18 protein-coding genes are annotated in these 22,279 nt (G+C 67.4%); 13 read left to right on the forward strand and 5 right to left on the reverse strand.

Translation table 11 applies throughout. The features are described from left to right. Positions 1 to 82: 82 nt before the first annotated feature. Complete coding sequence (locus ACYVI5_RS07815) at positions 83 to 970, forward strand: hypothetical protein (RefSeq protein WP_460579712.1); 888 nt, start codon at positions 83 to 85, stop codon at positions 968 to 970. A 250-nt stretch (positions 971 to 1,220) separates the two neighbouring features. Here the strand turns inward: ACYVI5_RS07815 and ACYVI5_RS07820 are convergent, their stop codons facing one another. Then, a complete protein-coding gene (locus ACYVI5_RS07820; protein WP_460579713.1) occupies positions 1,221 to 2,051 on the reverse strand; it encodes a cytochrome c oxidase assembly protein in 831 nt (276 codons plus the stop codon). A gap of 130 nt (positions 2,052 to 2,181) precedes the next feature. Then, positions 2,182 to 3,387, reverse strand: a complete 1,206-nt coding sequence (locus tag ACYVI5_RS07825; RefSeq protein ID WP_460579714.1) for an ROK family transcriptional regulator — start codon at positions 3,385 to 3,387, stop codon at positions 2,182 to 2,184. A gap of 177 nt (positions 3,388 to 3,564) precedes the next feature. On the opposite strand from ACYVI5_RS07825, the gene ACYVI5_RS07830 reads away from it, so the two are divergent. The 8 genes from ACYVI5_RS07830 (at position 3,565) to ACYVI5_RS07865 (ending at position 12,791) form a co-directional block, all read left to right on the forward strand. Next, positions 3,565 to 5,268, forward strand: coding sequence for an ABC transporter substrate-binding protein (locus ACYVI5_RS07830; protein ID WP_460579715.1), 1,704 nt, complete (start codon positions 3,565 to 3,567; stop codon positions 5,266 to 5,268). Between the two features lie 83 nt (positions 5,269 to 5,351). Continuing rightward, a complete protein-coding gene (locus tag ACYVI5_RS07835) occupies positions 5,352 to 6,341 on the forward strand; it encodes an ABC transporter permease (protein ID WP_460579716.1) in 990 nt (329 codons plus the stop codon). Positions 6,342 to 6,351: 10 nt separating this feature from the next. Then, the gene (locus tag ACYVI5_RS07840; RefSeq protein ID WP_460579717.1) at positions 6,352 to 7,320 is read left to right on the forward strand and encodes an ABC transporter permease; all 969 of its coding nucleotides are present in this window, start codon (positions 6,352 to 6,354) and stop codon (positions 7,318 to 7,320) included. Between the two features lie 32 nt (positions 7,321 to 7,352). Then, entirely contained in the window at positions 7,353 to 8,258 is a 906-nt protein-coding gene (locus ACYVI5_RS07845; protein WP_460579741.1) for an ABC transporter ATP-binding protein, read from the forward strand. Next, positions 8,255 to 9,070 (forward strand): ABC transporter ATP-binding protein, encoded by an 816-nt coding sequence (locus tag ACYVI5_RS07850; protein WP_460579718.1) that lies wholly within the window; start codon positions 8,255 to 8,257, stop codon positions 9,068 to 9,070. Before ACYVI5_RS07845 ends, ACYVI5_RS07850 begins: the two co-directional genes overlap by 4 nt. Positions 9,071 to 9,192: 122 nt before the next feature. Continuing rightward, positions 9,193 to 11,712: a glycoside hydrolase family 2 protein gene (locus tag ACYVI5_RS07855; protein WP_460579719.1), complete on the forward strand. Its 2,520-nt coding sequence runs from the start codon at positions 9,193 to 9,195 to the stop codon at positions 11,710 to 11,712. A gap of 19 nt (positions 11,713 to 11,731) precedes the next feature. After that, positions 11,732 to 12,616 (forward strand): LacI family DNA-binding transcriptional regulator, encoded by an 885-nt coding sequence (locus ACYVI5_RS07860; protein ID WP_460579720.1) that lies wholly within the window; start codon positions 11,732 to 11,734, stop codon positions 12,614 to 12,616. 7 nt (positions 12,617 to 12,623) lie between these two features. Further along, positions 12,624 to 12,791 carry a hypothetical protein gene (locus ACYVI5_RS07865; RefSeq protein WP_460533326.1) on the forward strand — a complete coding sequence of 56 codons (168 nt, stop codon included), beginning with the start codon at positions 12,624 to 12,626 and terminating at the stop codon, positions 12,789 to 12,791. An 18-nt stretch (positions 12,792 to 12,809) separates the two neighbouring features. Here the strand turns inward: ACYVI5_RS07865 and ACYVI5_RS07870 are convergent, their stop codons facing one another. Further along, complete coding sequence (locus ACYVI5_RS07870; protein WP_460579721.1) at positions 12,810 to 14,210, reverse strand: MFS transporter; 1,401 nt, start codon at positions 14,208 to 14,210, stop codon at positions 12,810 to 12,812. A gap of 80 nt (positions 14,211 to 14,290) precedes the next feature. Further along, the gene (locus ACYVI5_RS07875; RefSeq protein ID WP_460579722.1) at positions 14,291 to 14,707 is read right to left on the reverse strand and encodes a MarR family winged helix-turn-helix transcriptional regulator; all 417 of its coding nucleotides are present in this window, start codon (positions 14,705 to 14,707) and stop codon (positions 14,291 to 14,293) included. A 227-nt stretch (positions 14,708 to 14,934) separates the two neighbouring features. On the opposite strand from ACYVI5_RS07875, the gene cls reads away from it, so the two are divergent. Further along, positions 14,935 to 16,398 carry a cardiolipin synthase gene (cls, locus tag ACYVI5_RS07880; protein WP_460579723.1) on the forward strand — a complete coding sequence of 488 codons (1,464 nt, stop codon included), beginning with the start codon at positions 14,935 to 14,937 and terminating at the stop codon, positions 16,396 to 16,398. Between the two features lie 178 nt (positions 16,399 to 16,576). Then, positions 16,577 to 17,764 carry a hypothetical protein gene (locus tag ACYVI5_RS07885; protein WP_460579724.1) on the forward strand — a complete coding sequence of 396 codons (1,188 nt, stop codon included), beginning with the start codon at positions 16,577 to 16,579 and terminating at the stop codon, positions 17,762 to 17,764. Positions 17,765 to 17,837: 73 nt separating this feature from the next. Here ACYVI5_RS07885 and ACYVI5_RS07890 read toward each other — a convergent pair whose 3' ends face one another. Continuing rightward, on the reverse strand, positions 17,838 to 18,815 hold the full coding sequence (locus ACYVI5_RS07890; RefSeq protein ID WP_460579725.1) for a pirin family protein: 978 nt from the start codon (positions 18,813 to 18,815) through the stop codon (positions 17,838 to 17,840). A gap of 91 nt (positions 18,816 to 18,906) precedes the next feature. On the opposite strand from ACYVI5_RS07890, the gene ACYVI5_RS07895 reads away from it, so the two are divergent. Both ACYVI5_RS07895 and ACYVI5_RS07900 read left to right on the forward strand, forming a co-directional pair. After that, on the forward strand, positions 18,907 to 19,353 hold the full coding sequence (locus ACYVI5_RS07895; RefSeq protein ID WP_460579726.1) for a hypothetical protein: 447 nt from the start codon (positions 18,907 to 18,909) through the stop codon (positions 19,351 to 19,353). 208 nt (positions 19,354 to 19,561) lie between these two features. After that, complete coding sequence (locus ACYVI5_RS07900; protein ID WP_460533303.1) at positions 19,562 to 22,084, forward strand: ATP-dependent Clp protease ATP-binding subunit; 2,523 nt, start codon at positions 19,562 to 19,564, stop codon at positions 22,082 to 22,084. The last annotated feature ends 195 nt before the right edge of the window (positions 22,085 to 22,279 follow it).

Below are 22,279 nucleotides of genomic sequence, written 5' to 3' on the forward strand. Positions count from 1 at the left end.
CACAACCGCTTCTCTGGCCCGGTTTTCCCCAGTCAGCCGCTCACGCCTGGGCTGACCGAAGAGTGGTTGACACGCTGAACACATGGATGCCCGAGTCGCCAAAGCTCTCGCTCGATTCGACGGGCTCGCCACGCGTGCCCAACTGATGCGGTACGGCTGCACCGATCACGAGATCCGGGTGTTCATCGAATCTGGCGCGGCGAGGATAGTTCGGCGTTCCTGGCTCGCCACGGAGGAGGCGCCTTCGGACGCGGTCCGTGCCGTCGAGCTTGGTGGAATTCTCGGCGGCGAGAGTGCGCTGCGCAGCATGGGAGTGTGGGTCTCGCACGAGACCGGACTCTGCATCGCTGCGCCACGGACGGCCAGTCGGTTGCCGGAGCTTCGTGAGGGCGAGTACCGCGTGCATCCAAGCACCTTCGTGTGGCCCGAGGGAATCCGATGGCGGATGGGCGTGGTCGACGCGCTCGTTGTTCTGGCAACCCGGGTGACCGCTGTGCACTTGATCGCTTCAATTGACAGCGCGTTGCACATCGGCGTGCTGTCCGCGCGTGAGCTGGATGCGCTCTGCGCCCGGCTGCCAGGTCGGCTCCGATTCGTACGCGCGCTCGTCGATCGCCGCAGCGAGTCCGGCATCGAGTCGATCTTCCGAGTTGGCGCGACCGGCCAGGGATGGCACGTGCAAATCCAGGTGGCGATCCCCGGTATGGGCCGGGTGGACCATGTCGTCAATGGATGGCTGATCGTCGAGACGGACGGCGATGCATTTCATTCGACCAGAGCGCAGCGCGCGAAAGATCGAGCTCGGGACGCCGCGGCCGTACGTATGGGCATGCGGTCGCACAGGTTCGGCCACGACCAGATCATGGACGACCTCGATGGATGCATCGCGGTGGTTGCAGACATCCTGGCGGCAGGACGCCCTTTCGTACCTGACGCTCGGCGGGAGGCTCGAGCGCGAGGGCGTTCATGACAGGCAGATCACGTAGGAACAGGCAATTCATGCCTGTTCCGGCGAGGAAGGCGCATTCCTGCCTGTTTTCGGGAGACGGCCAGGCGGGGCGGGCTGTGGCCCGGCGGGGCCGGGGTGGGCTGTGGCCTGGCGGGGTCGGGGTGGGCTGTGGCCTGGCGCCGGGGCGGGCTGTGGCTAGGCGGGCCGGAGCGGGCTGTGGCCCGGCGGGGCCGGGGCGAGCTGTGGGGCCAGGCGGGCTCGGGCCGCCGGCCTACCGCTGTTGGAAGCGCTTCAGGTGCTCCTGCGTGAGCTGTTCCATCTGCTCGTCGGTGAGCTCGTCCATCTGCTTGGCCTCGCGCTTGTCGGTGTGCATCCACCGCACGAACAGCACGATGAGCACCGGGATGTCCGCGATCTCGGCGATGAACCACAGGAAGTCCCCCGACAGATGCTGATCGTGCAGCGGATTGGGGAACCACCCAGGCAGCGCGCCCGTGATCGCGGGGGCATGGTCGAGCACGGTCTCATTGAGGCGCAGCAGGATGCCCGGGATGGCATCCATCACCAGCTCCACGAAGGCGAGCAGGAACTCTGCGGTGATGAACAGGCTTGTGCGCAAGAGGCCGCTGTCGGTCACGGGCAGAACCATGAGCAGCCCGACCAGCGGAACGCCGATCGTGATCGCGGCCTCCCAGCCCGGATCGAGGCGGAGCGACGCCGCGAAGGGAGTGAGGAACAGGCAGAAGCCGATCAGCGCGACGACCGGTGCGAAGATCGCGTTGCCCATGAGCCGGATCGGCCACGAGCTCAGGACGCGCTCCAGCGCCCGTGCCGAGAGCCCCGACATGGCGGCGCGGGCCAGCGAGACCGGACGGCCGAGTGCCAGCAGCCCCGGCACCACGAACAGCAGGAACGCCACCCGTGTCGTGAACGCCCAGCGCAGGTCGACGCTCCAAGTGCCGAGGAACCCGAACTCCAGCCAGGCGTACGAGCCCAGCCCGAGCACATAGAACGCGAGCGTCGGCCACGCCGGCCACTTCACGCCGTTGCGATGCGCGTAGAGGATGCCGAGCCCGTAGAGCACGCCGGTGACGACGATCACCCCGAGCGCGTACGGGTTGAACGAGAACGTGGTGAGGAACGTCAGTACGTCAGGCGTGGGTGGCTCCGTGGGGGCGAACGAAACGTTGGATGCCCGGCCATTATCCGTCTTGAGCCTTGGAGGCGGATGCTCACCCCGAGACCGCGGACAACCCCATGGTGCGCGGTGCGAGCTCCGTCTGCAGCACGAGCGCGGCGCCTCCCACGGCGGCGGCGTCCGAGACATCCGTCGAAAGCCGCACTCGGATGCCGTGCTGAGTGCGCACGAAGAAGTCGCGTTCGAGTCGTCGCGAGATCGCCCGCACATAGGTCGGCCCGGCGACAGCGAACGCCGGACCGGCCAGTGATACGGAGTCGAGGTCGAACAGGTTCGCCAGAGTGAGAACGCCGGACGCGAGGAGCTCCGCGGAATCCTCGATGAGTGCGGTGGCGCCGATGTCGCCCCTGGCGGCCGCGGTGGCGATGGCTCGGAACCCGGCGAAGTCGTCGTCGTCGGGCAGCCCGAGCCGGGCGGCCTCACCGGTGGCATGCGCACGCCGCACGACGGCGCCGGGGTCTGCGATCTCCTCGAGGTAGGCGGACTGCCCGTCGACGCCCGTGACCACCACCTGTCCCAGTTCACCGGCGTTGGAGCTCGAGCCACGGAACACAATGCCGTCGATGAGTACCCCCGCTCCGATCCCTGTGCCCATGTATACCGTCGCGTGCGCGACGGCGTCGTCGAGCTTGCCGCTCCAGAAGTCTCCGATCGCCGCGGCGGTGGCGTCGTTGTCAAGGATCACCGGCAGCCCGACGGCGTCCGACAGCATCGAGCGAATGGGCACGTCGAGCCATGCCGACAGGTGCGGAGAGTGCAGGATCATGCCCCTGCCGACATCCAGAGGTCCCGGCGCCACCACGCCGACGCCGACGACGGAGGCCTTCTCGATGCCGAGCCCGTCGAGCGTGCGGTCCACCTCTGCTGCCAGCCGCTGCACCATCTCCGACGGCTCGGTCGATCCGATGCCCGCGGTACGCGTGCGGCCGACGATGGCGCCGGAGAGGTTGATCACGACGTAGGTGATCGACTCCCGGCCAAGCTGCACGCCCACGGCGAAGCGGGCATCCGGATTCACGTCGAGCATCACGGGGGGCTTGCCGCCTGTGGACTCGCCGCGACCGGTCTCGATGACGAGTCCTTCGCCGAGCAGCTGACGCACCACGGTCGACATCGTCGCCTGCGTGAGCCCTGTCGTCTCGGCTAGTTCGACGCGACTGATGGGCCCGAGCGTGCGGATGAGATCGAGAACGAGCCCCCTGCTGGTTCCGCCCGCGAGCGAGACACGCTGTCTGACCACCTACGCCTCCTCGCGCTCGTTCCGTGCCGATCTTCACTCTGGTCGATCTCGCAGCGGAATTCTAACTTGACACGCTTTATAAAGTGACCTAAGAAAGACACTATCGCAACGAAGCGCACCTTCGAGGCGACAGCGGTGAACACCTTGCACCGCAGACCGGTCAACGAAAGGACAAGGATGTCTCCACGCAGCACACGGCGTCGCTTCGGCGTCGCGCTCGTCGCGGTCGCGGCAGCGGCCACGCTGGCACTCTCCGGATGCTCGGCGAATGCCTCATCGAACGGTTCCTCCGGAACCAGCACGGTGACTCTGTTCAGCGGTCAGGTGGGCAACTTCACCGAGAACTTCAACCCGCTCAACAACACGGGCGCTTACCTGCAGCCCACGAACGGCGTGATCTACGAGCCGCTCTTCTACTACAACAAGGCACGCGCCGGTAAGCCGGTGCCCTTGCTCGGAACGTCGTACAGCTGGAACAGCGACGGCACCCAGCTCACCGTGAAGGTGCGCCAGGGCGTCAAGTGGTCGAACGGCAAGCCGGAGTCCGCCGATGACGTCGTCTACTCTCTCAACCTCATCTCCAACAATCCGGGGTTGAACACGTCTGGCGTCAAGTGGGTCGCCAAGAAGACCGCGGACGACACCGTCGTCATCACCTTCCCGTCCACGGCGTTCACGCTCGAGCCACAGATTCTCGGCAACGAGCCGATCGTGCCGCAGAGCATCTGGTCGAAGATCTCCGACCCGACCAAGGTGACGAACACGAGCCCGGTCGGCACAGGCCCGTACATGCTCAAGAGCTTCACCCCGCAGAGCTTCGTGCTCGAGAAGAACCCGAACTACTGGGGCAAGGGCGCCGAGGCACCGAAGGTCGACCAGGTGCGCTACATCTCGCTGGCGAACGCGGATGCCGCCACCTCCGCCCTCGAGGCCGGCCAGACCGACTACATGGGCGCCTTCCTGCCGACGCTGAAGAGCATCATGGCCAAGCACAAGGACCTCAGCTACTCCAACTCGCCGCAGGCGACCACCGCGCTGTTCACCTGCGAGAACGCCTCACTCGGCTGCACCGGACCGCAGACCGACGTCGCCGTTCGACAGGCCATGTACTACGCAATGGACCGCACGCAGCTCGACAAGCAGGCCGCGGCGGGCTTCAGCGCGCCGGCATCCCCGTCGCTGCTGCTGAACACGGTGAACAAGTCGCAGATCACCAGCCCCGACTACATGGAGGTGCCGCAGACCGCGAACGTCTCGAAGGCGAAGAGCATCCTCGAGGCGGCGGGCTGGAAGCTCGGGTCGAACGGCTACTACGCCAAGGACGGCCAGGAGCTCGACCTGTCGATCAACGTGGTCTCAGGCTGGACCGACTACGACACCATCTGCCAGTTGCTGCAGGGTCAGTTCAAGGCCGCCGGCATCAAGCTCTCCGTCAACCAGATGGCGCAGAACGCGTGGACTCAGGCTGAGTCGACCGGCAAGTTCCAGATGTCGATGAACTCGGTCAACATGGGTGTCTCGTCCGACCCGTACTACCAGTACAGCGCCTACCTCGCGACATCGGCGACGGCGAAGGTCGGAGACCCGGCACCTTCCACGAACACCTCGCGCTACTCCAACCCATCCGTCGATGCTGCGATCAAGCAGCTGGCGACGACCAACCAGGAGTCCGTGAAGCAGGCCGCGTACAAGACGATCCAGGATCAGATCGTCAAGGACATGCCGTACGTGCCCGTCTATGTGAACTCGGCGCTCGCCGAGTACAACAACTCGCGCGCGACGGGCTGGCCGTCGCAGAACGACCAGTACGCGTTCCCGCTTCCGTGGGGCGGCAACTGGGGTGTCGGCATCGTGCTCAAGACGATCCGCCCGGTGAAGTAGTCACGACGCGATAACGGATCGTGGGGCGGGCGGATGCCTGCGAGCACCCGGCCGCCCCACGGTCACGCAGAAAGCAGAAAGAGATGCGGTTCTACCTGCAGAAGGTCGCGTTCTACGTCGTCGCCCTCTGGGCGGCGGTGACGCTCAACTTCCTCATTCCTCGCATGATGCCCGGTAACCCGGTCGACATCATGATCGCCAAGATGGGCGCGGCCGGTCAGCCGGTCACGGCCGGCACACGGCACGCTCTCGAGGTCGAGCTCGGCGGAGGCGGCGGCAGCCTGCTGCAGCAGTACGGCGACTACATCGTCAACCTGTTGCACGGCGACCTCGGAGTATCGCTCACCAACTACCCCGAAAAGGTCACGACGGTCATCGGTCAGGCACTTCCCTGGACGATCGCGCTCGTCGGCCTTGCCACGGTGATCTCCTTCATCCTCGGGGTCGGCCTCGGCATGCTCGCCGGCTGGAAGCGTGGATCGTGGCTCGACAACCTCATCCCGGTCACCACGATGTTCCAGGCCGTGCCCTACTTCTGGCTCGCGCTCATCCTGGTACTGGTGCTGACCAGGGTTGTCCCGCTGTTCCCGTACGCGGGCGGATACAACGTGGCCACCACAACGCCCGGGCTCAGCCTCGACTTCATCGGCAGCGCCATCTACTACGGATTCCTCCCGGCGCTCACCATCGTCGTCTCGTCGATCGGCGGCTGGATGCTCGGCATGCGCAACATGATGGTCTCCACGCTCTCCGAGGACTACATAGTCACGGCCGAGGCGAAGGGCCTCAACCCCCGGCGGGTGCGCATGACGTACGCGGCACGCAACGCGGTGCTGCCCTCGCTCTCCGGCTTCGCCATCTCGCTCGGATTCGTCGTCTCCGGGTCGATCGTGACCGAGCAGGTCTTCAGTTACCCCGGCATCGGCCAACTGCTCTTCACGGCCGTGGCGAACGACGATTACGCGCTCATGCAGGGCGTGTTCCTCGTGATCTCACTCTCGGTACTCGCCGCGAACCTCGTGGTCGACGTGCTGTACGGACTCATCGACCCGCGCACCCGCGCGCGGTCCTAGGAGGCGACTCATGGCATCCACCCTCGCGGCGACCGACGTCGCGCCGGCAGCCGTCGGCGTCAAGCGCAGCATCGCGCAGCTGCTGCCCTCTCGCTCACCGAAGCTCGTCGTCGGGCTGATCATCGCCGGTGTCCTCATTCTCTGGGGCATCTTCGGGCCGCTCTTCGTCGGCGATCCCAATGCGATCAGTACCAACGCGTTCGCCCCGCCCGGACTGCAGCACTGGCTCGGCACGACACAGACCGGCCAGGATGTCTGGACGCAGATCGCGTACGGCACCCGCGGCTCGCTCGTGATCGGCTTCACCGTCGGCGTGCTCGCAACCGTTCTGTCCGCGTTCTTCGGCATCCTCGGCGCCTACATCGGCGGCGCGGTCGACGAGGGATTCGCGCTGTTCACCAACGTGATCCTCGTCATCCCCGGCCTCCCGCTGGTCATTGTGATCGGCAACTACGTTCCGCAGAACCAGCGCGGTCTCTTCCTCATCGCCATCGTTCTGGCGATCACAAGCTGGGCAGGATCTGCCCGCGTCCTCAGGGCCGTCACGCTCTCGCTCCGCAACCGGGACTACGTCGCCGCATCGCGAGTCTCGGGGGAGAAGACGTGGCGCGTCCTGGTCGTGGAGATCCTGCCCAACCTCATCCCGGTCATGGCGTCGCAGTTCGTGTTCGCCATCATCTTCGCCATCCTCGGCGAGGCCGGACTGTCGTTCCTGGGCCTGGGCGCGAACAACACGTTCACGCTCGGGACCATCCTCTACCGGGCGTACAACGACCTGGCCCTCACCCAGGGCGCCTGGTGGTGGTTCGTTCCGCCCGGCCTCGTGATCGCCCTCTTCGGCTGCGCGCTCTCGCTGATCAACTTCTCGATCGACGAGATCATCAACCCGAAGCTGCGCAACCAGACCAGGGCCGCCCGCAAGGCGTGGGGCCTGACCGCAGCGCAGATCAAGCGCCTCGAGAAGGAGGACAACAAGTGAGCGCGGCCACGAGCATCCGTCCGCCACGCAACGTGGCCGACCCGGTGCTGACGATCGACGACTTCAGCGTCGACTACCTGGGCGCGCGCACCACGCACGCGGTGAAGAACGTGTCGCTCACGCTCGGGCGAGGCGAGGTGCTGGGGCTGGCCGGCGAGTCCGGATGCGGCAAGTCGACGCTCGCCTACGGGGTGACGCGCCTGCTGAAGCCTCCTGCGCTCATCACCTCGGGATCCGCGACGTTCCACTCCCGCGAGGGGTACTCGGTCGATCTCGCGTCGCTGGGCGGCGCGGATCTGAGGGCGTTCCGGTGGGACAAGATCTCCATGGTGTTCCAGGGGGCGATGAACTCGCTCAACCCGGTCATCAGCATCCAGGATCAGCTCGAGGACATCTTCACGGCGCACCGTCCGGAGATGAAGAAGAAGGAGCGCGTGCAGCTCTGCGGCGACCTGCTCGAGCGGGTCGGCGTCGGCCGCGATCGGTTGCGGTCGTACGCGCACGAGCTCTCCGGCGGCATGCGGCAGCGCGTGATGATCGCCATGGCGATGGCGCTCGACCCGCAGGTGATGATCATGGACGAGCCGACCACAGCGCTCGACGTGGTGGTGCAGCGGGAGATCCTGAACGAGATCACCAGGCTGCGGTCCGAGCTCGGATTCGCTGTCATCTTCATCACGCACGACCTGCCGCTCCTGTTGGAGATCAGCGACCGCATCGCCGTCATGAAGGCCGGCGAGATCGTCGAGCTGGACGACGCCTACGATCTCTACACGAAACCGCAGCACCCGTACACGAGGCAGCTGCTGGCATCCTTTCCGAGCCTCACCGGCGAGCGAGGCGACTTCATCCGCACCGGGGTGCGCGACGAGCGGCTGGAAGCGGATGCCGGAGCCGCGGAGCATGCCGTGGCCGAGACCGAAGGAGCCGATCGATGAGCACTCTCGAGTTCCGCAACGTGTTCAAGCGATACAAGGTGCGCGGCGGATGGCGCTCGAAGGAGCTCATCGCCGTGAACGATGTGAGCTTCACGCTCGAGTCGGGCAAGACGGTCGCGCTCGTCGGCCAGTCGGGAAGCGGCAAGTCGACGATCGCGAAGCTGCTTCTGCAGCTGGAGCATCCGAGCTCGGGCGAGATCCTGCTCGACGGCAAGCCGGTCAGTCACCGCGGCCGCGGGCTGCGCGCCTACCGGAACCAGGTGCAGATGGTGTTCCAGGACCCGTTCGCGTCGCTCAACCCGTACCACTCGGTCGCCCATCATCTGGCGCGTCCGTTGCGGCTGCACGGCCGTGCGAGAACGCGGGCCGAGGTGGATGCCGGCGTGGCGCGGTTGCTGGAGCGGGTGCGGCTGACGCCGACGGACGAGTTCGCGGCGAAGCATCCGCACGAGCTCTCCGGTGGGCAGCGGCAAAGGGTCGCGATCGCTCGGGCCCTCGCACCGGAGCCGAGCATGCTCATCGCCGACGAGCCGGTCTCGATGCTCGACGTCTCGATCCGGCTCGGCGTGCTCAACCTGCTCGCCGGGCTGCAGCGCGAAGAGAACCTCGGCGTGCTCTACATCACGCACGACCTGGCGACGGCACGGCACTTCTCTGACGAGATCCTCGTGATGTACCGCGGCGAGATCGTCGAGAGGGGACCGGCGGACGACGTCATCCTGAATCCGCAGCACGAGTACACGAAGCTGCTGGCCGCGGCGGCACCGAACCCGGAGCTCCGCCTCAAGGAGCTCGCCGGCGCCACGCCCTAGCAGATTCGGCCCGCTTCATCCGCACCGTCCCCTCGGGCGGGCCGTCCGCCGGCGCCGGACGGCCCGCGATGGACGCGACCGCGCCTCCGGCGCGCACGAACCACGAACACAGAAAGAACCTCATGCCCTTCACGCCCAGCACCTTCACTCCGATCCACGACGGCTGGACTGTCACCGCGGTGGAGGGGCCGACTCCCGACGATGTCGACCTGCGGAATGTGCCCGCGACCGTGCCGGGCGTCGTGCACACCGACCTGGTTCGGGCCGGGCTCATCGCCGACCCGTTCGACGGAGACAACGAAGCCGCACAGCAGTGGATCGGCAGCACCGTCTGGCGGTACGCGACGAGCTTCGACTACACGGATGACGGCTCGGCACGTCACGACCTCGTCGCGTTCGGTCTCGACACGGTGGCCACGATCGAGTTGAACGGCCGGCTGGTCGGCCGTACCGAGAACCAGCACCGCAGCTACCGCTTCGACGTGCGCGAGCTTCTGCGCGACGGTACCAACGAGCTCGTGATCACGTTCGCCGCCCCGGTCACGGAGGTGGAGCGACGGGACGCCGAGCACGGCGCTTGGCCGAAGGTCATGCACCACTCGTTCAATCAGCTGCGCAAGTCCGCCTCGAACTTCGGGTGGGACTGGGGTATCGACGTCGCGACCAGCGGCATCTGGCAGCCCATCGGCATCGACTCCTGGAGCGGGGCGCGCGTCGCATCCGTGCGTCCCCTTGTAGACGTCGACGGCACGGACGGCGTCGCCACGGTGCACGTCGAGGTGGAACGCGACGGGGTGACGCAGGATGCGCCGATCGACCTCGATGTGCGGGTCGGTTCGGTGCGGGCGGAGGCGAGCGTCGCGGCGGGGGAGGCGCAGGCATCCGTCGTCGTCCGCGTTCCCGACGCAGAACTGTGGTGGCCGATCGGGCACGGCGCACAGCCGCTGTACGACGTGACGGTGTCGGTGCGGGGGATGCCCGCAGCGACCTGGCAGGGCCGCGTCGGCTTCCGCACGGTCGAGGTCGACACCTCGCCCGACGAGCACGGCAACCGGTTCGTCGTGCGCGTGAACGGCGAGGACGTGCTCGTGCGCGGCGTCAACTGGATCCCGGACCACGCATTCCTCACGGAGATGACGCGCGACCGCTACGCTCGCCGCCTGGCCGACGCAGCCGAGGCCAATGTCAACCTGATCCGCATCTGGGGCGGCGGCATCTACGAGTCCGACGACTTCTACGAACTGGCCGACGAACTCGGCCTGCTGGTGTGGCAGGACTTCCTGTTCGCCTGCGCCGCGTACTCGGAGGAGGAGTGGCTGGCGAAGGAGGTGGAGGCCGAGGCGCGCGAGCAGATCGTGCGCTTGTCGCAGCATCCGTCGCTCGCCATCTGGAACGGCAACAACGAGAACATCTGGGGCTACGTGGAGTGGGGCTGGCGGAAGGAGCTGGCAGGACGCGCCTGGGGCGACGGCTACTACCGCGAGCTGTTCCCCCGGCTCCTGGCCGAGCTCGACCCGACCCGGCCGTACTCGCCGGCGAGCCCGTTCTCGTTCGTCGACTATGCGCATCCGAACGATCCCCGTAACGGCACGATGCACATCTGGGATGTCTGGAACCAGCGCGACTACGCCGCTTACCGCGAGCATCGCCCCCGTTTCGTCAGCGAATTCGGGTTCCAGGGCCCGCCGGCGTGGAGCACCCTCGCCCGCGTCGTGCACGATGAGCCGCTGGAGCCGTACGGGCACGAGATGCTCGTGCACCAGAAGGCGGAGTACGGCAACCTCAAGCTGGAGCGCGGCATGGCGGCGCACCTGCCGCAGCCGGCCACGATCGAGGACTGGCACTGGGCTACGCAGCTCAACCAGGCGCACGCGATCCGGTTCGGAGTCGAGCACTTCCGCTCGCTGACGCCGTACAACACCGGCACGATCCTGTGGCAGCTGAACGACGACTGGCCGGTGGTCTCGTGGGCCGCCGTCGACTTCGACGAGCACCGCAAGCCGCTCTGGTACGCGATGCGCGACGCCTACGCGCCGCGGCTGGCGACCATCCAGCCGCGATCGATCGACCCTCGCGAGACCGACCCGACCGCACTGGGCGACCCGGAGGAGTACCTCGCGCTCGTGCTGGTCAACGACACGGCGGAAGCCGTCGACACCACGGCCCGCGTCGCCCGTCTCGCCTTCAATGGCACGGTGCTCGCCGAACAGTCGTTGCCGGTCCGGGTGGGATCGCGCGGCACAGTCACGTACCGGCTGCCGTCTGAGGTGGCCGCGGTCGGCGACCCGCAAGCGGAGATCGTGGTCGCCGTCGTCGACGGGTTCCCGCGGGCCGTATGGAACGCGGCCGAGGTGGTGCATCAGCGCCTCGACCCGGGAGCGGCGCAGGCATCCGCGGTGCGCACCGAGAACGGATACCGCGTTGCCGTGACCGCCCGCTCGTACCTGCGCGACGCGTTCCTCGCCGTCGACCGCGTGGATGCCGTCGCCACCGTCGACCAGGGGCTCGTGACCCTGCTCCCCGGCGAGACGACCACGTTCCATGTCACCAGCAGCGCCGACGTCGATCCGGCAGCGTTCACCGATCCGCTCGTGCTCCGCAGCGCCAACGACCTGCTCGCCGGCGAACGATCGCGTCCGTGAACGCGGCGATACTGTACGCATGAGTGCGAAACGGAACGAGCCTGCGGCGATCGGCATGGCGTTCCTGCGCTCGCCGGTCGGCGTCGACCCGTTCTACAGCGAGGTCATAGCGGGAATGGAAGACGTGCTGCACCCGCGCGGCATGCGCGTGCTGATGCAGACCGTGCCCACGGTCGCCGACGAGCTCACCGCGTACCGCAGGTGGGCGGCATCCGGAACCGTCGCCGGCGTGGTGGTCAGTGACCTCACCGTCGACGATCCGCGGGGTGCTGTGCTCGCCGAGCTCGGGCTGCCGCACGTCACGCTCGGTGAGCCCGTGGATGCCGCCGGCGGCGCCGTCGTGCGCGTCGACAACTACACGACCACGGTGCACGCCGTCGAGCAGCTCGTGCGGCTCGGGCACCGCGCGATCGGTCGTGTCTCCGGCCCCGAACGCCTCGTGCACACCCAGGCTCGAACCGTGGCCTTCGCGGATGCCATGGCTGCCGCCGGTGCGGCGTCCAGCACCGCGATCGGCGACTACTCCGGCCCGAGCGGAGCGGCCGCCATCCTGCAACTGCTGGAGTCGCCGCAACCGCCGACCGCCGTGATCTTCGACAACGATGTGATGGCGGTTGCCGGACTCGAGGCGGTGAAGGCACGCGGCATGTCCGTGCCCGGCGACCTGTCGATCGTGGCCTGGGACGACTCCACGCTCTGCCGGCTCGCCACGCCACCACTGTCGGCGATGAGTCACGACGTGAGGGATCTCGGCGGCCTCGCGGCGACCACGCTGCTGGCCGTGATCGACGGCGGAGAACCGCAAGACGTCACGGCGCCGCTCTCTGTGTTCATTCAGCGCGGTTCGACGGCCGCTCCCCGAGTGGATGCGGCGGTGTCCCCAAGTTCCAGCGCGTATCCTTGACCACATCATGGACGGCGTATGGGCAGGCATCATCTGGGCGCTCGCGCCGACGGTTCTCGTCGGGCTGGTGTTCTGGGTGGTGATGCGTTCGCTCGTGCATGCCGATCGCAGTGAGCGCAAGGCGTACGCGAAGATCGAGGCGCAGGAGCGCGCCCGCCGCGGCCTCCAGCACTAGCCGTAGGAGGCCGGGACTTCAGGCGGCCGGGCCGGCGGTGTGGCGCAGGGTTCGGTCGAAGACGGAGATGCCGAGGAGGACGAGGCTTGCGCCGACCATGATCCAGGCGATGGTGGTCACGCCCGTGTCGGTGACGTTGGTGCGGTAGACGATGCCGGTGATCGCGGAAGAGGCGATGGAGCCGAGGTAGCCGAAGGAGCGCATCAGGCCGGATGCGGTGCCGAGCTGCTCGGCCGTCGCCTGGCTGTAAAGAGCGAGCTGGTTGCTACTCGCCGCGCCCTGCGCGAAGCCGAGCAGGGTCGTGACCGCGAGGGTGACGGCAAGCCACGCCGGGGTGGGCAGGAAGAGGGCGCAGACCGCTGCGGCGATGCACGCGACGGCGGCGCCGATGATCGGGCCCCGCACCAGGTTGCGGCGCGAGAACGGCACGATCACAAGGCCGGAAACGAGAGTCATCGGGATGAGCAGGAGGCCAGAGCCGAGCTCCGACATGTCCTGGGATGCTTCCAGCCACTGGGTGATGCCGTAGAGGACGACGTACCCGCACAGCATGACGAGCCCGAACCGGATCAGAGTGCCGGTAAGGGCGATGTTGCGGCCGAGGAGCCGCACGTCGAAGAACGGTGACTTCGCGCGCAACTCCCACCAGACCTCGAGTGCCCAGAGCACGGCCGTGACCGCCAGCAGCGTCCAATCCGGGTTCGGGAAGCTCGAGAGGAAGAGCAGCAGGCTCGTCATCGCCAGCGCGAAGCCGAGGATTCCCGTCAGATCCAGGTCCGATGCGATCCGGCGCGCCGTGCGCCGCTCCGTGGGCTCGTCACGGGGCACCCACATCAACGTCGCGATCAGCCCGATCAGCGCAACCGGGACGTTGATGAGGAACACGGAGCGCCAGCCGAGGAACTGCACGAGCACCCCGCCGATGGGCAGGCCGAGCGATGCGGTCGCGACGCCGGCGATCATGAGGCCGCCAAGGACGGCTCCGGGCGGTTTCGCGAGCCCCGCCGTGCGGGCGCGCCTGCGGATCAGGACCATCGCCGTCGGATAGGCGCAGGAGGTGCCCAGGCCGATCAGCACCCGGCTGATGATCAACGCCAGAAGCCCCGGCGCAAGCCCGCCGACGATCCCGCCGGCGAGAACCAGCAGGATGCCGGTGAGGAACACGCGCCGCGGCCCGAACACCTCCGCCGCCTTGCCCGCAGTGGGCTGCGCGATCGCGCTGGCGAGGTAGAGGGCCGAGACGAGCACCGCGGTCTGCCCGATCGAGACGTGCACGCCGGCCGCGATCGGCACCAGTGCCGTCGCGATCAGCGAGCTGTTGATCGGGTTGAGGGCCGAGCCGATGTACAGCGGCGTGGTGAACCGCCAGTTGAACGGGCCGCTCGGCGGCGAGGCGGACGTCGTAGCTGAATCAGACATCGAGATGCTCCAGGGCGCCAGCGGGCGCAGTCGGCAGCGGGCCGGTGCGTGCCGCCCGCTGATGAAAGAAGGGAACCGAGTTAGAGAAACTGGGCGACGCGCTCGATCAGCGGCGCCGCATCATGGATCAGCCGGATCTCCTCCGGGCTGAGATGCTCGCGGAGGGCGACGGCGATGCTGTGGGTCGCAGCGTCGCGGATGTCGTGCAGCTGGCGTGCGCCGGCCGCGGTCAGCGACAGGACGAAACGGCGCCCATCGTCAGGGTCCGGCTGTCGCTGGATGAACCCACGCGCCTCGAGCGCGGCGACCGTCGAACCCATCGTCTGCGGCGTCACCTGATCCCACCGGGCGAGCCCGGCGATGTTGTCCGAGCCGTTGCGATCCAAACGGGACAGCACCGAGGACTCCGGCGCGCTGAGCTCGGAGGAACGGGTGCTGCGCATCCGCCGCTTGACCTGGCTCACCGCACGACGCAGCTCACCGGCAGTCGCCTCCACGTCGATCTCATCCGCCATATTCAGAAGGTTACTCTTGCAAGATTAATCTTGCAAGGTTGCTCTTCCTAAGCGAGCCCGAAAGACATTGCCGCTAAGACGACAGCGAGCGTCGACAACGTCGGTGCCGGCAACAACTAGTCGTTCCCCCACTTCGCCCCTTGTCGGTGACGCAGACTGTCGTCGGCCGGTGCTAGCGTCAGCCCCAGCCGGCTGCACGAGGGGATGACATGGACAGCGGCACCCTGACCTGGATCATCATCGTGATCGGGCTCGTCGTCGACTTCGGGCTGCGTATCGTCGCGATCATCGTCATCCCCCGCAACCGCCGGCCCACCTCGGCGACGGCCTGGCTGCTGGCCGTCTACTTCATCCCATACATCGGATGGCTGTTCTTCCTGCTCATCGGTAGCTACAAGCTGCCCAAACAGCGACGTCTGCGGCAACAGCAGATCAACCAGTTCATCCTCGAATCCACGGAGGGCATCGAGAGGGTGCGTCGCGATCATCCGTGGCCCCCGTGGCTCGAGCCGGTCGTGCGCATGAACCGCAGTCTCGGGGCCATGCCACTCGTCGGCGGTAACGCGGCTTCGCTGATCGGTGCCTACGAGGCGTCGCTGGATGCGATGACTCAGGCCGTCGACGCGGCCACCCGTTACGTGCACGTCGAGTTCTACATCCTCAGCTGGGACGACACGACGGCGCCGTTCTTCGACGCACTCGAGGCCGCAGTGAAGCGCGGCGTCACGGTACGCGTGCTTCTGGACCACATCGCGTCGCTCCGCATCAGGGACTACAAGCGCACCATCAAACGTCTCACCGCCATGGGCGCGCAGTGGCGGCTCATGCTGCCGGTGCAGCCGCTGAAGGGCAAGTATCAGCGGCCGGATCTGCGCAACCACCGCAAGCTGCTGGTCGCCGACGGCAGGGTCGGGTTCATGGGATCGCAGAACGTGATCGACCGCACCTACAACAAGCGCAGCAACATCAAGCGCGGGCTGAAATGGAAGGAACTCGTCACCCGGCTCGAGGGCCCCATCGTGGCCGGGCTCAACGCGATCTTCATCACCGACTGGTATTCGGAGACCGGCGACCTGCTCGCGCGCGAGCGCGACCCGATCGTCACGGTGAACGTCGAGGAGGAACTGGACTGCCAGCTCGTGCCGAGCGGGCCCGGTTTCGACAACGAGAACAACCTCAAGCTGTTCCTTGCGCTGCTCTACTACGCCACGGAACGGATCATCATCACGTCGCCGTACTTCGTGCCAGACGAGGCGATGCTGACCGCGCTGACCACGGCGGTGCAGCGGGGCATCCATGTCGAGCTCTTCGTCTCCGAGATCGGCGACCAGGCCCTCGTCTACCACGCGCAGCGCTCCTACTACGAACAACTGCTGCGCGCTGGCGTGACGATCTGGATGTACAAAGCGCCGTACATCCTGCACGCCAAGCACTTCACGATCGACGATGAGGTCGCTGTCATCGGCTCCAGCAACATGGACATGCGCTCGTTCATGCTGAACGCGGAGATCTCGCTGATGGTGCGCGGCAAGTCATTCGTCGCCGAGATGCGCGAGGTGGAGCAGGGGTACCGGGATGCCAGCAAGCAGCTCACCCTGGACGAATGGCTGAAGCAGCCGCTGCCGTCCACCATGCTCGACAACCTCGCGAGGCTGACCTCCGCCCTGCAGTGAGCCGCCGGCCGGCTGCCGGTGTCGGGTCTTCCGTATTCGAGTCGCGCCGATTGCCCTTATGACGCAGCCCTAAGGACCATCTGAGCGAGTGGAATGGATTGGGAGCCAGGCTGTGGAAAGCGGTCGCCCGGAACGCCGGCCTTCGATACGCTGGCGGCGCGATCACGAGGAGGCCTTCATGAGCCAAGAGAGCCCGAACCAGCAGACCGGTGCGCCGCAGGGCGCGGCCCCGCCGTCCGCCGCGTTCCCGCAGTCAGCTGCGGGCGAGATCCCGTCGCCGCCCGCAGGCGAGATGCCTCCTCCGCCTCCGGGCCAGACGCCGCCTCCGGCACCCGCAGCCGCCGCTCCTGCGGCGCCTCTGGCTGGGCCGTTCGCGCCGACCGGCAAGCGTGCCAGCGTGCTCGGCGCCTGGGGCGCTCGCATCGTGCTCATCGTCGTGGCGGCGTGCGCGCTCGTCTCAGTGCTGTTCATTCTGTTCGGCGCGGGCAGCGACACCCTCGGACGCGTCGTCACAACAGACATCGCGCTGATCGTCTTCGCGCTCCTGGTGTGGCTCGACACCGTCATCGGCGCGTACCGTCCCGAGTGGTTCGAGTTCGCATCGCTGGCGACGGATGCCTACCTGCTACTGCTGTGGATCGTCACGATCTGGACGGAGAACGGCTCCGGCCCGTTCGCGCTCTGGATCGACATTTGGCGAAGCATCCTCTGCCTCATCTTCGTGCGCGGGATGCTCGCGCTCGTCGACCTCGTGCGGTTCCTGTATTCGAGGTGGGTCACGACCGTGACCCGCGCACTCGCGTACATCTCCGGGTGCGCGTTCGGCGTCATCGGCATCATGGTGACGATTCCTGCCCCCACGCCGTTCAACCACCTGTGGGATCTGGACTTCTATGGTCGTGTCGTCGCCTCCATCGCGGTGATCGCCGGCGTCGCACTCGTGCTGATCCCGCTCTGGGGACTGCTCACGGGCCGCAGCCATCGAGTGCAGCGCACGGGGTCGTCGTTCGCCTTCGTGAGCGGTGCTTACGGCCCCGGCGGCTACGGCTCCGGTGCCTTCCGCCCTGGCGTGCCGCCCGTGCCCCAGGCTCCCGGGTTCCGGCAGGGCTCAGCCCCTGTGCCTCCCGTCCCACCTGTGCCGGTTGCACCGACCGTCGCGCAGCCGCAGGCCGGCGGCCCGCGGCCTGCCGGGGCCGCGCACCCGCCACTCGCATGGCCTCGCCTGGCGAACGGCGCCCCGGTTCCGGCGGGAGCCGCCGGCGCACCGGACTTCGCTGCCGTCGCGGGTGCGCCCCTGGCCTGGCCGACGTTCACGGACGGCACTCCTGTCCCGGCCGCGCCCGACGGGAGCCCGCTCTACCGCTGAACCGCGCCCGACGGTTCACCATGCTCAACGGCATGATGGCCGCCGCGCTCTGGAGCGGCGACCATCGTCGCGTCTACTGCCGCGGCTTCAGCCGCACGGTCGGCATGGTGGGTGCCGCGAGCGGATGCCCCGGGTAGTCCGCGACCGTGCCGAACCGGCCAGCGGCATCCGCTCCGTCGATCACCTCGCGCTGCCACTGCTCCCGCGACGCGACGACCTCGTCGTGGCTGCGGCCGATGAAGTTCCACCACATCACGATCTGTTCGCCGAGCGGCTCGCCGCCCAGCAGCAGGATGCGCGCGCCGCCGACCGACGACAGCCGCAGTCGCGAGCGTCCGGGCGGCACGTATGCGAGGTGCCGGTGCGGCACGTCGACGCTCTCGACGGCGATGTCGCCAAGATCGAGCAGGATGCCGTGCTCGAAGTCCGGCGCTACGGCAAGATCGACGGACGCACCGGCATCCAGGTCGAGCTGAGCCCCGACGAGCGGGCTGAACACCGTCGCCCGAGCGGATGCGCCTGCGAGCTCCCCGATGAACACACGCGCCACCACGCCGTCGCCGATCGTGGCGGGGGAGGGAACTGTTCGCTCGAAGAACGGCGCCTGCTCGCGCCAGGCGTCCGGAAGCGCGAGCCACAATTGCGCGCCGTGCAGCACGGTCGTCTCGGGAGTCGAGTCCTCCGAGTGGCTGATGCCATGCCCTGCCGTCATGAGGTTCAGCTCGCCCGGTCGCACCATGGCGTGCGAGCCGACGCTGTCGCGATGCTCTATCTCGCCCTGGAACAGCCAGCTCACGGTCTGCAGGCCGGTGTGCGGATGCGGGGGCACGCGCATCCCGCCCGTCACGGAGACGTCGTCAGGGCCATAGTGATCGAGGAAGCACCAGCCCCCGATCGTCGACTTCGTCCGCTGCGGCAGAGTGCGGTGCACCGGCATCGCGCGCGGCCCGCCCAACGGCACATCCCGCGGTTCCAGCAGCACGATTCCGGCGCCATCGGCGGCCTCGCACTCCGCCACGAGTTCCGCCGGACGGCGCTCCAGGTTGCTCATGTGCGGCATCCTACGTGCGGCGTGCGAGGTGGATGCAGAGGCGGCCGTCTCGTCGGGGCCGGCAGCGCCCTCTCGCACCTACCATGGAGGCATGCCGCGCCCCCTCGCCCGCTCGCGCTGGTCCTCGCGCGTCGCCATCGCCTCCGTCGCCGGTCTCACCGTGCTCGCGCTCGCCGGATGCTCGCAGAACTCCACGAAGCCCATCACCGACTACAAGGGTGAGCCGAAGGGAGTCGAGGCTCCTCCCAGCAGCGCGGGGGGCGCACCGTTTTCCGTGTGGCTGAAGGGCGGTGACCAGTTCACCGTCACGCTGTACGGGAGCTCGACCTGCCCGCCGGTACCGTCGCGCTTCAACCTCACGGGGCACAACAAGGTGGAACTCACGATCCCCAAGCTCGCGAAGAACAAGGTCTGCACGATGGACTACGTGCCGCACACCACCGTGTTCGCCACCCCGAACACGATCGACCGCCACAGCGACGTCTCGGTCACGGGTCAGGGCCTCACCTGGACGCTGCAGGGCATGTCGTTGAAGTAGGCGAGCGAACCAGCGCGCGACGCACAGTATGCGCTCGCGCCCACGCCTCGCGACGCCTTAACGCCGACGGCGAACAGCCGCCACACGAGCCGAGCCGCTTATTACCCTGATTCATAACGGGGCCGACGTGCAGGCATCCGGATGCTCGTGAGCAACACCGCGCGCATCCCGCCAGCGCTCCGCCAGCGGCCCTGCGAGGAGTGACCACATGTTTGAGAGATTCACCGACCGAGCTCGCCGCGTCGTCGTCTTGGCCCAAGAAGAGGCCAAGATGCTCAACCACAACTACATCGGAACCGAGCACATCCTGCTCGGTCTGATCCACGAGGGTGAGGGTGTCGCGGCGAAGGCCCTGGAGTCGCTGGGGATCTCGCTGGATGCCGTGCGCGAGCAGGTGCAAGACATCATCGGCCAGGGCCAGCAGCAGCCCACCGGGCACATCCCGTTCACTCCGCGTGCGAAGAAGGTGCTCGAGCTGTCGCTCCGTGAGGCGCTGCAACTCGGACACAACTACATCGGAACCGAGCACATCCTGCTCGGACTCATCCGCGAGGGCGAAGGCGTGGCCGCACAGGTGCTCGTCAAGCTCGGCGCGGACCTCAACCGGGTGCGCCAGCAGGTCATCCAGTTGCTCTCCGGCTATCAGGGCAAGGAGCAGGTACAGGTGGGGGCGAACGAGCAGCAGAGCGCTCAGGGTGGAAGCCAGATCCTCGACCAGTTCGGCCGCAACCTCACGCAGGCTGCGCGCGAGAACAAACTCGATCCGGTGATCGGCCGTGAGAAGGAGATCGAGCGCGTCATGCAGATCCTGTCGCGCCGGTCCAAGAACAACCCGGTGCTCATCGGGGAGCCCGGCGTGGGTAAGACCGCCGTCGTGGAGGGGCTTGCCCAGGCGATCGTGCGCGGCGACGTGCCCGAGACGCTGAAAGACAAGCAGCTGTACACGCTCGACCTCGGCTCGCTGATCGCCGGCTCGCGCTACCGCGGTGACTTCGAGGAACGCCTCAAGAAGGTGACCAAGGAGATCCGCACCCGCGGTGACATCATCACGTTCATCGACGAGATCCACACCCTGGTGGGTGCGGGTGCCGCGGAGGGCGCGATCGATGCCGCGAGCATCCTGAAGCCGCTGCTGGCGCGCGGCGAGCTGCAGACCATCGGTGCGACCACGCTCGACGAGTATCGCAAGCACTTCGAGAAGGATGCCGCGCTCGAGCGCCGCTTCCAGCCCATCCAGGTGGCGGAGCCGTCGCTGCCGCACGCGATCAACATCCTGAAGGGGCTGCGCGACCGCTACGAGGCGCACCACAAGGTGTCGATCACGGATGGCGCGATCGTCGCCGCGGCGAACCTCTCCGACCGCTACATCAGCGACCGCTTCCTGCCCGACAAGGCCATCGACCTGATCGACGAGGCCGGCGCGCGGCTGCGCCTGTCGATCCTGTCCGCCCCGCCGGAGCTCCGCGAGTTCGACGACAAGATCGCGAAGGTGCGCGAGCGCAAGGAGTCGGCGATCGAGGAGCAGGACTTCGAGAAGGCCGCCGCGCTGCGCGACGAGGAGAAGAACCTGCTCGGCGAGCGGTTGCGGCTCGAGAAGCAGTGGCGCTCGGGCGACGTGAAGACGACGGCCGAGGTCGACGAGGGGCTCATCGCCGAAGTGCTGGCGCAGGCCACGGGCATCCCGGTGTTCAAGCTCACCGAGGAGGAGTCCAGCCGCCTCGTCTTCATGGAGAAGGCGCTGCACCAGCGAGTCATCGGCCAGGAGGAGGCCATCTCGGCGCTCTCCCGCACGATCCGCCGTCAGCGTGCCGGTCTGAAGGACCCGCACCGCCCGTCCGGCTCGTTCATCTTCGCCGGCCCGACCGGTGTCGGAAAGACCGAGCTGGCGAAGGCGCTCGCCGAGTTCCTGTTCGACGACGAGTCGGCGATGATCTCGCTCGACATGTCCGAGTACGGCGAGAAGCACACGGTCTCGCGCCTGTTCGGCGCCCCTCCCGGCTTCGTCGGCTTCGAAGAGGGCGGTCAGCTCACCGAGAAGGTGCGCCGCAAGCCGTTCAGCGTCGTCCTGTTCGACGAGATCGAGAAGGCGCACCCCGACATCTTCAACTCGCTCCTGCAGATTCTCGAGGAGGGGCGTCTGACGGATGGCCAGGGTCGCGTCGTCGACTTCAAGAACACGGTCATCATCATGACGACCAACCTCGGAACGGCAGCGATCTCCGGCGGACCCGTCGGTTTCCAGGCCGAGGGCGACGCGGGCAGCCAGTCCGGCTACGACCGTATGCGCGGGAAGGTGAACGAGGAGCTGAAGAAGAACTTCAAGCCCGAGTTCTTGAACCGCGTCGACGAGATCATCGTGTTCCCGCAGCTCGACAAGAGCGAGCTGCTGCAGATCGTCGACCTGTTCACGAAGCGCCTCGGCGAGCGGATGCTCGACCGCGACATGACGATCGAGCTCACGCAGCCCGCCAAGGAGCGGCTCATCGAGGTCGGATTCGATCCGGCACTGGGCGCCCGCCCGCTGCGTCGCGCCGTACAGCACGAGGTGGAGGACCGGCTCAGTGAGAAGATCCTGCACGGCGAGCTGAACGCCGGGGATCACGTGACGGTGGACTTCCAGAACGGCGAGTTCGTGTTCACGACCGCCGCCCGCAAGGACCCGGTGGGCGCGATCGCGGCCGGCCCGGTCGGCACGGGCGCAGCCACCCCCGACCTGGCAGCAGGGCTGTAAACGCACAACGAGACGCGGGATCGACCAGCAGGTCGGTCCCGCGTCTCGTTGCGTGCGAGGCGCGCTCCCCCTTCCCCGAGGGTGCGGGTTCTTCCGCTCAAGGGTCCGTGTTCTTCTCTGCGGGAGTGCGTGTTCTTCCGTCCGCGGGTGCGGGTTCCTCCGCCTTAGAGCGCGGCGCTTCCTTCCCGCAGTGCT

It is taken from the genome of Humibacter ginsengisoli, assembly GCF_054780095.1.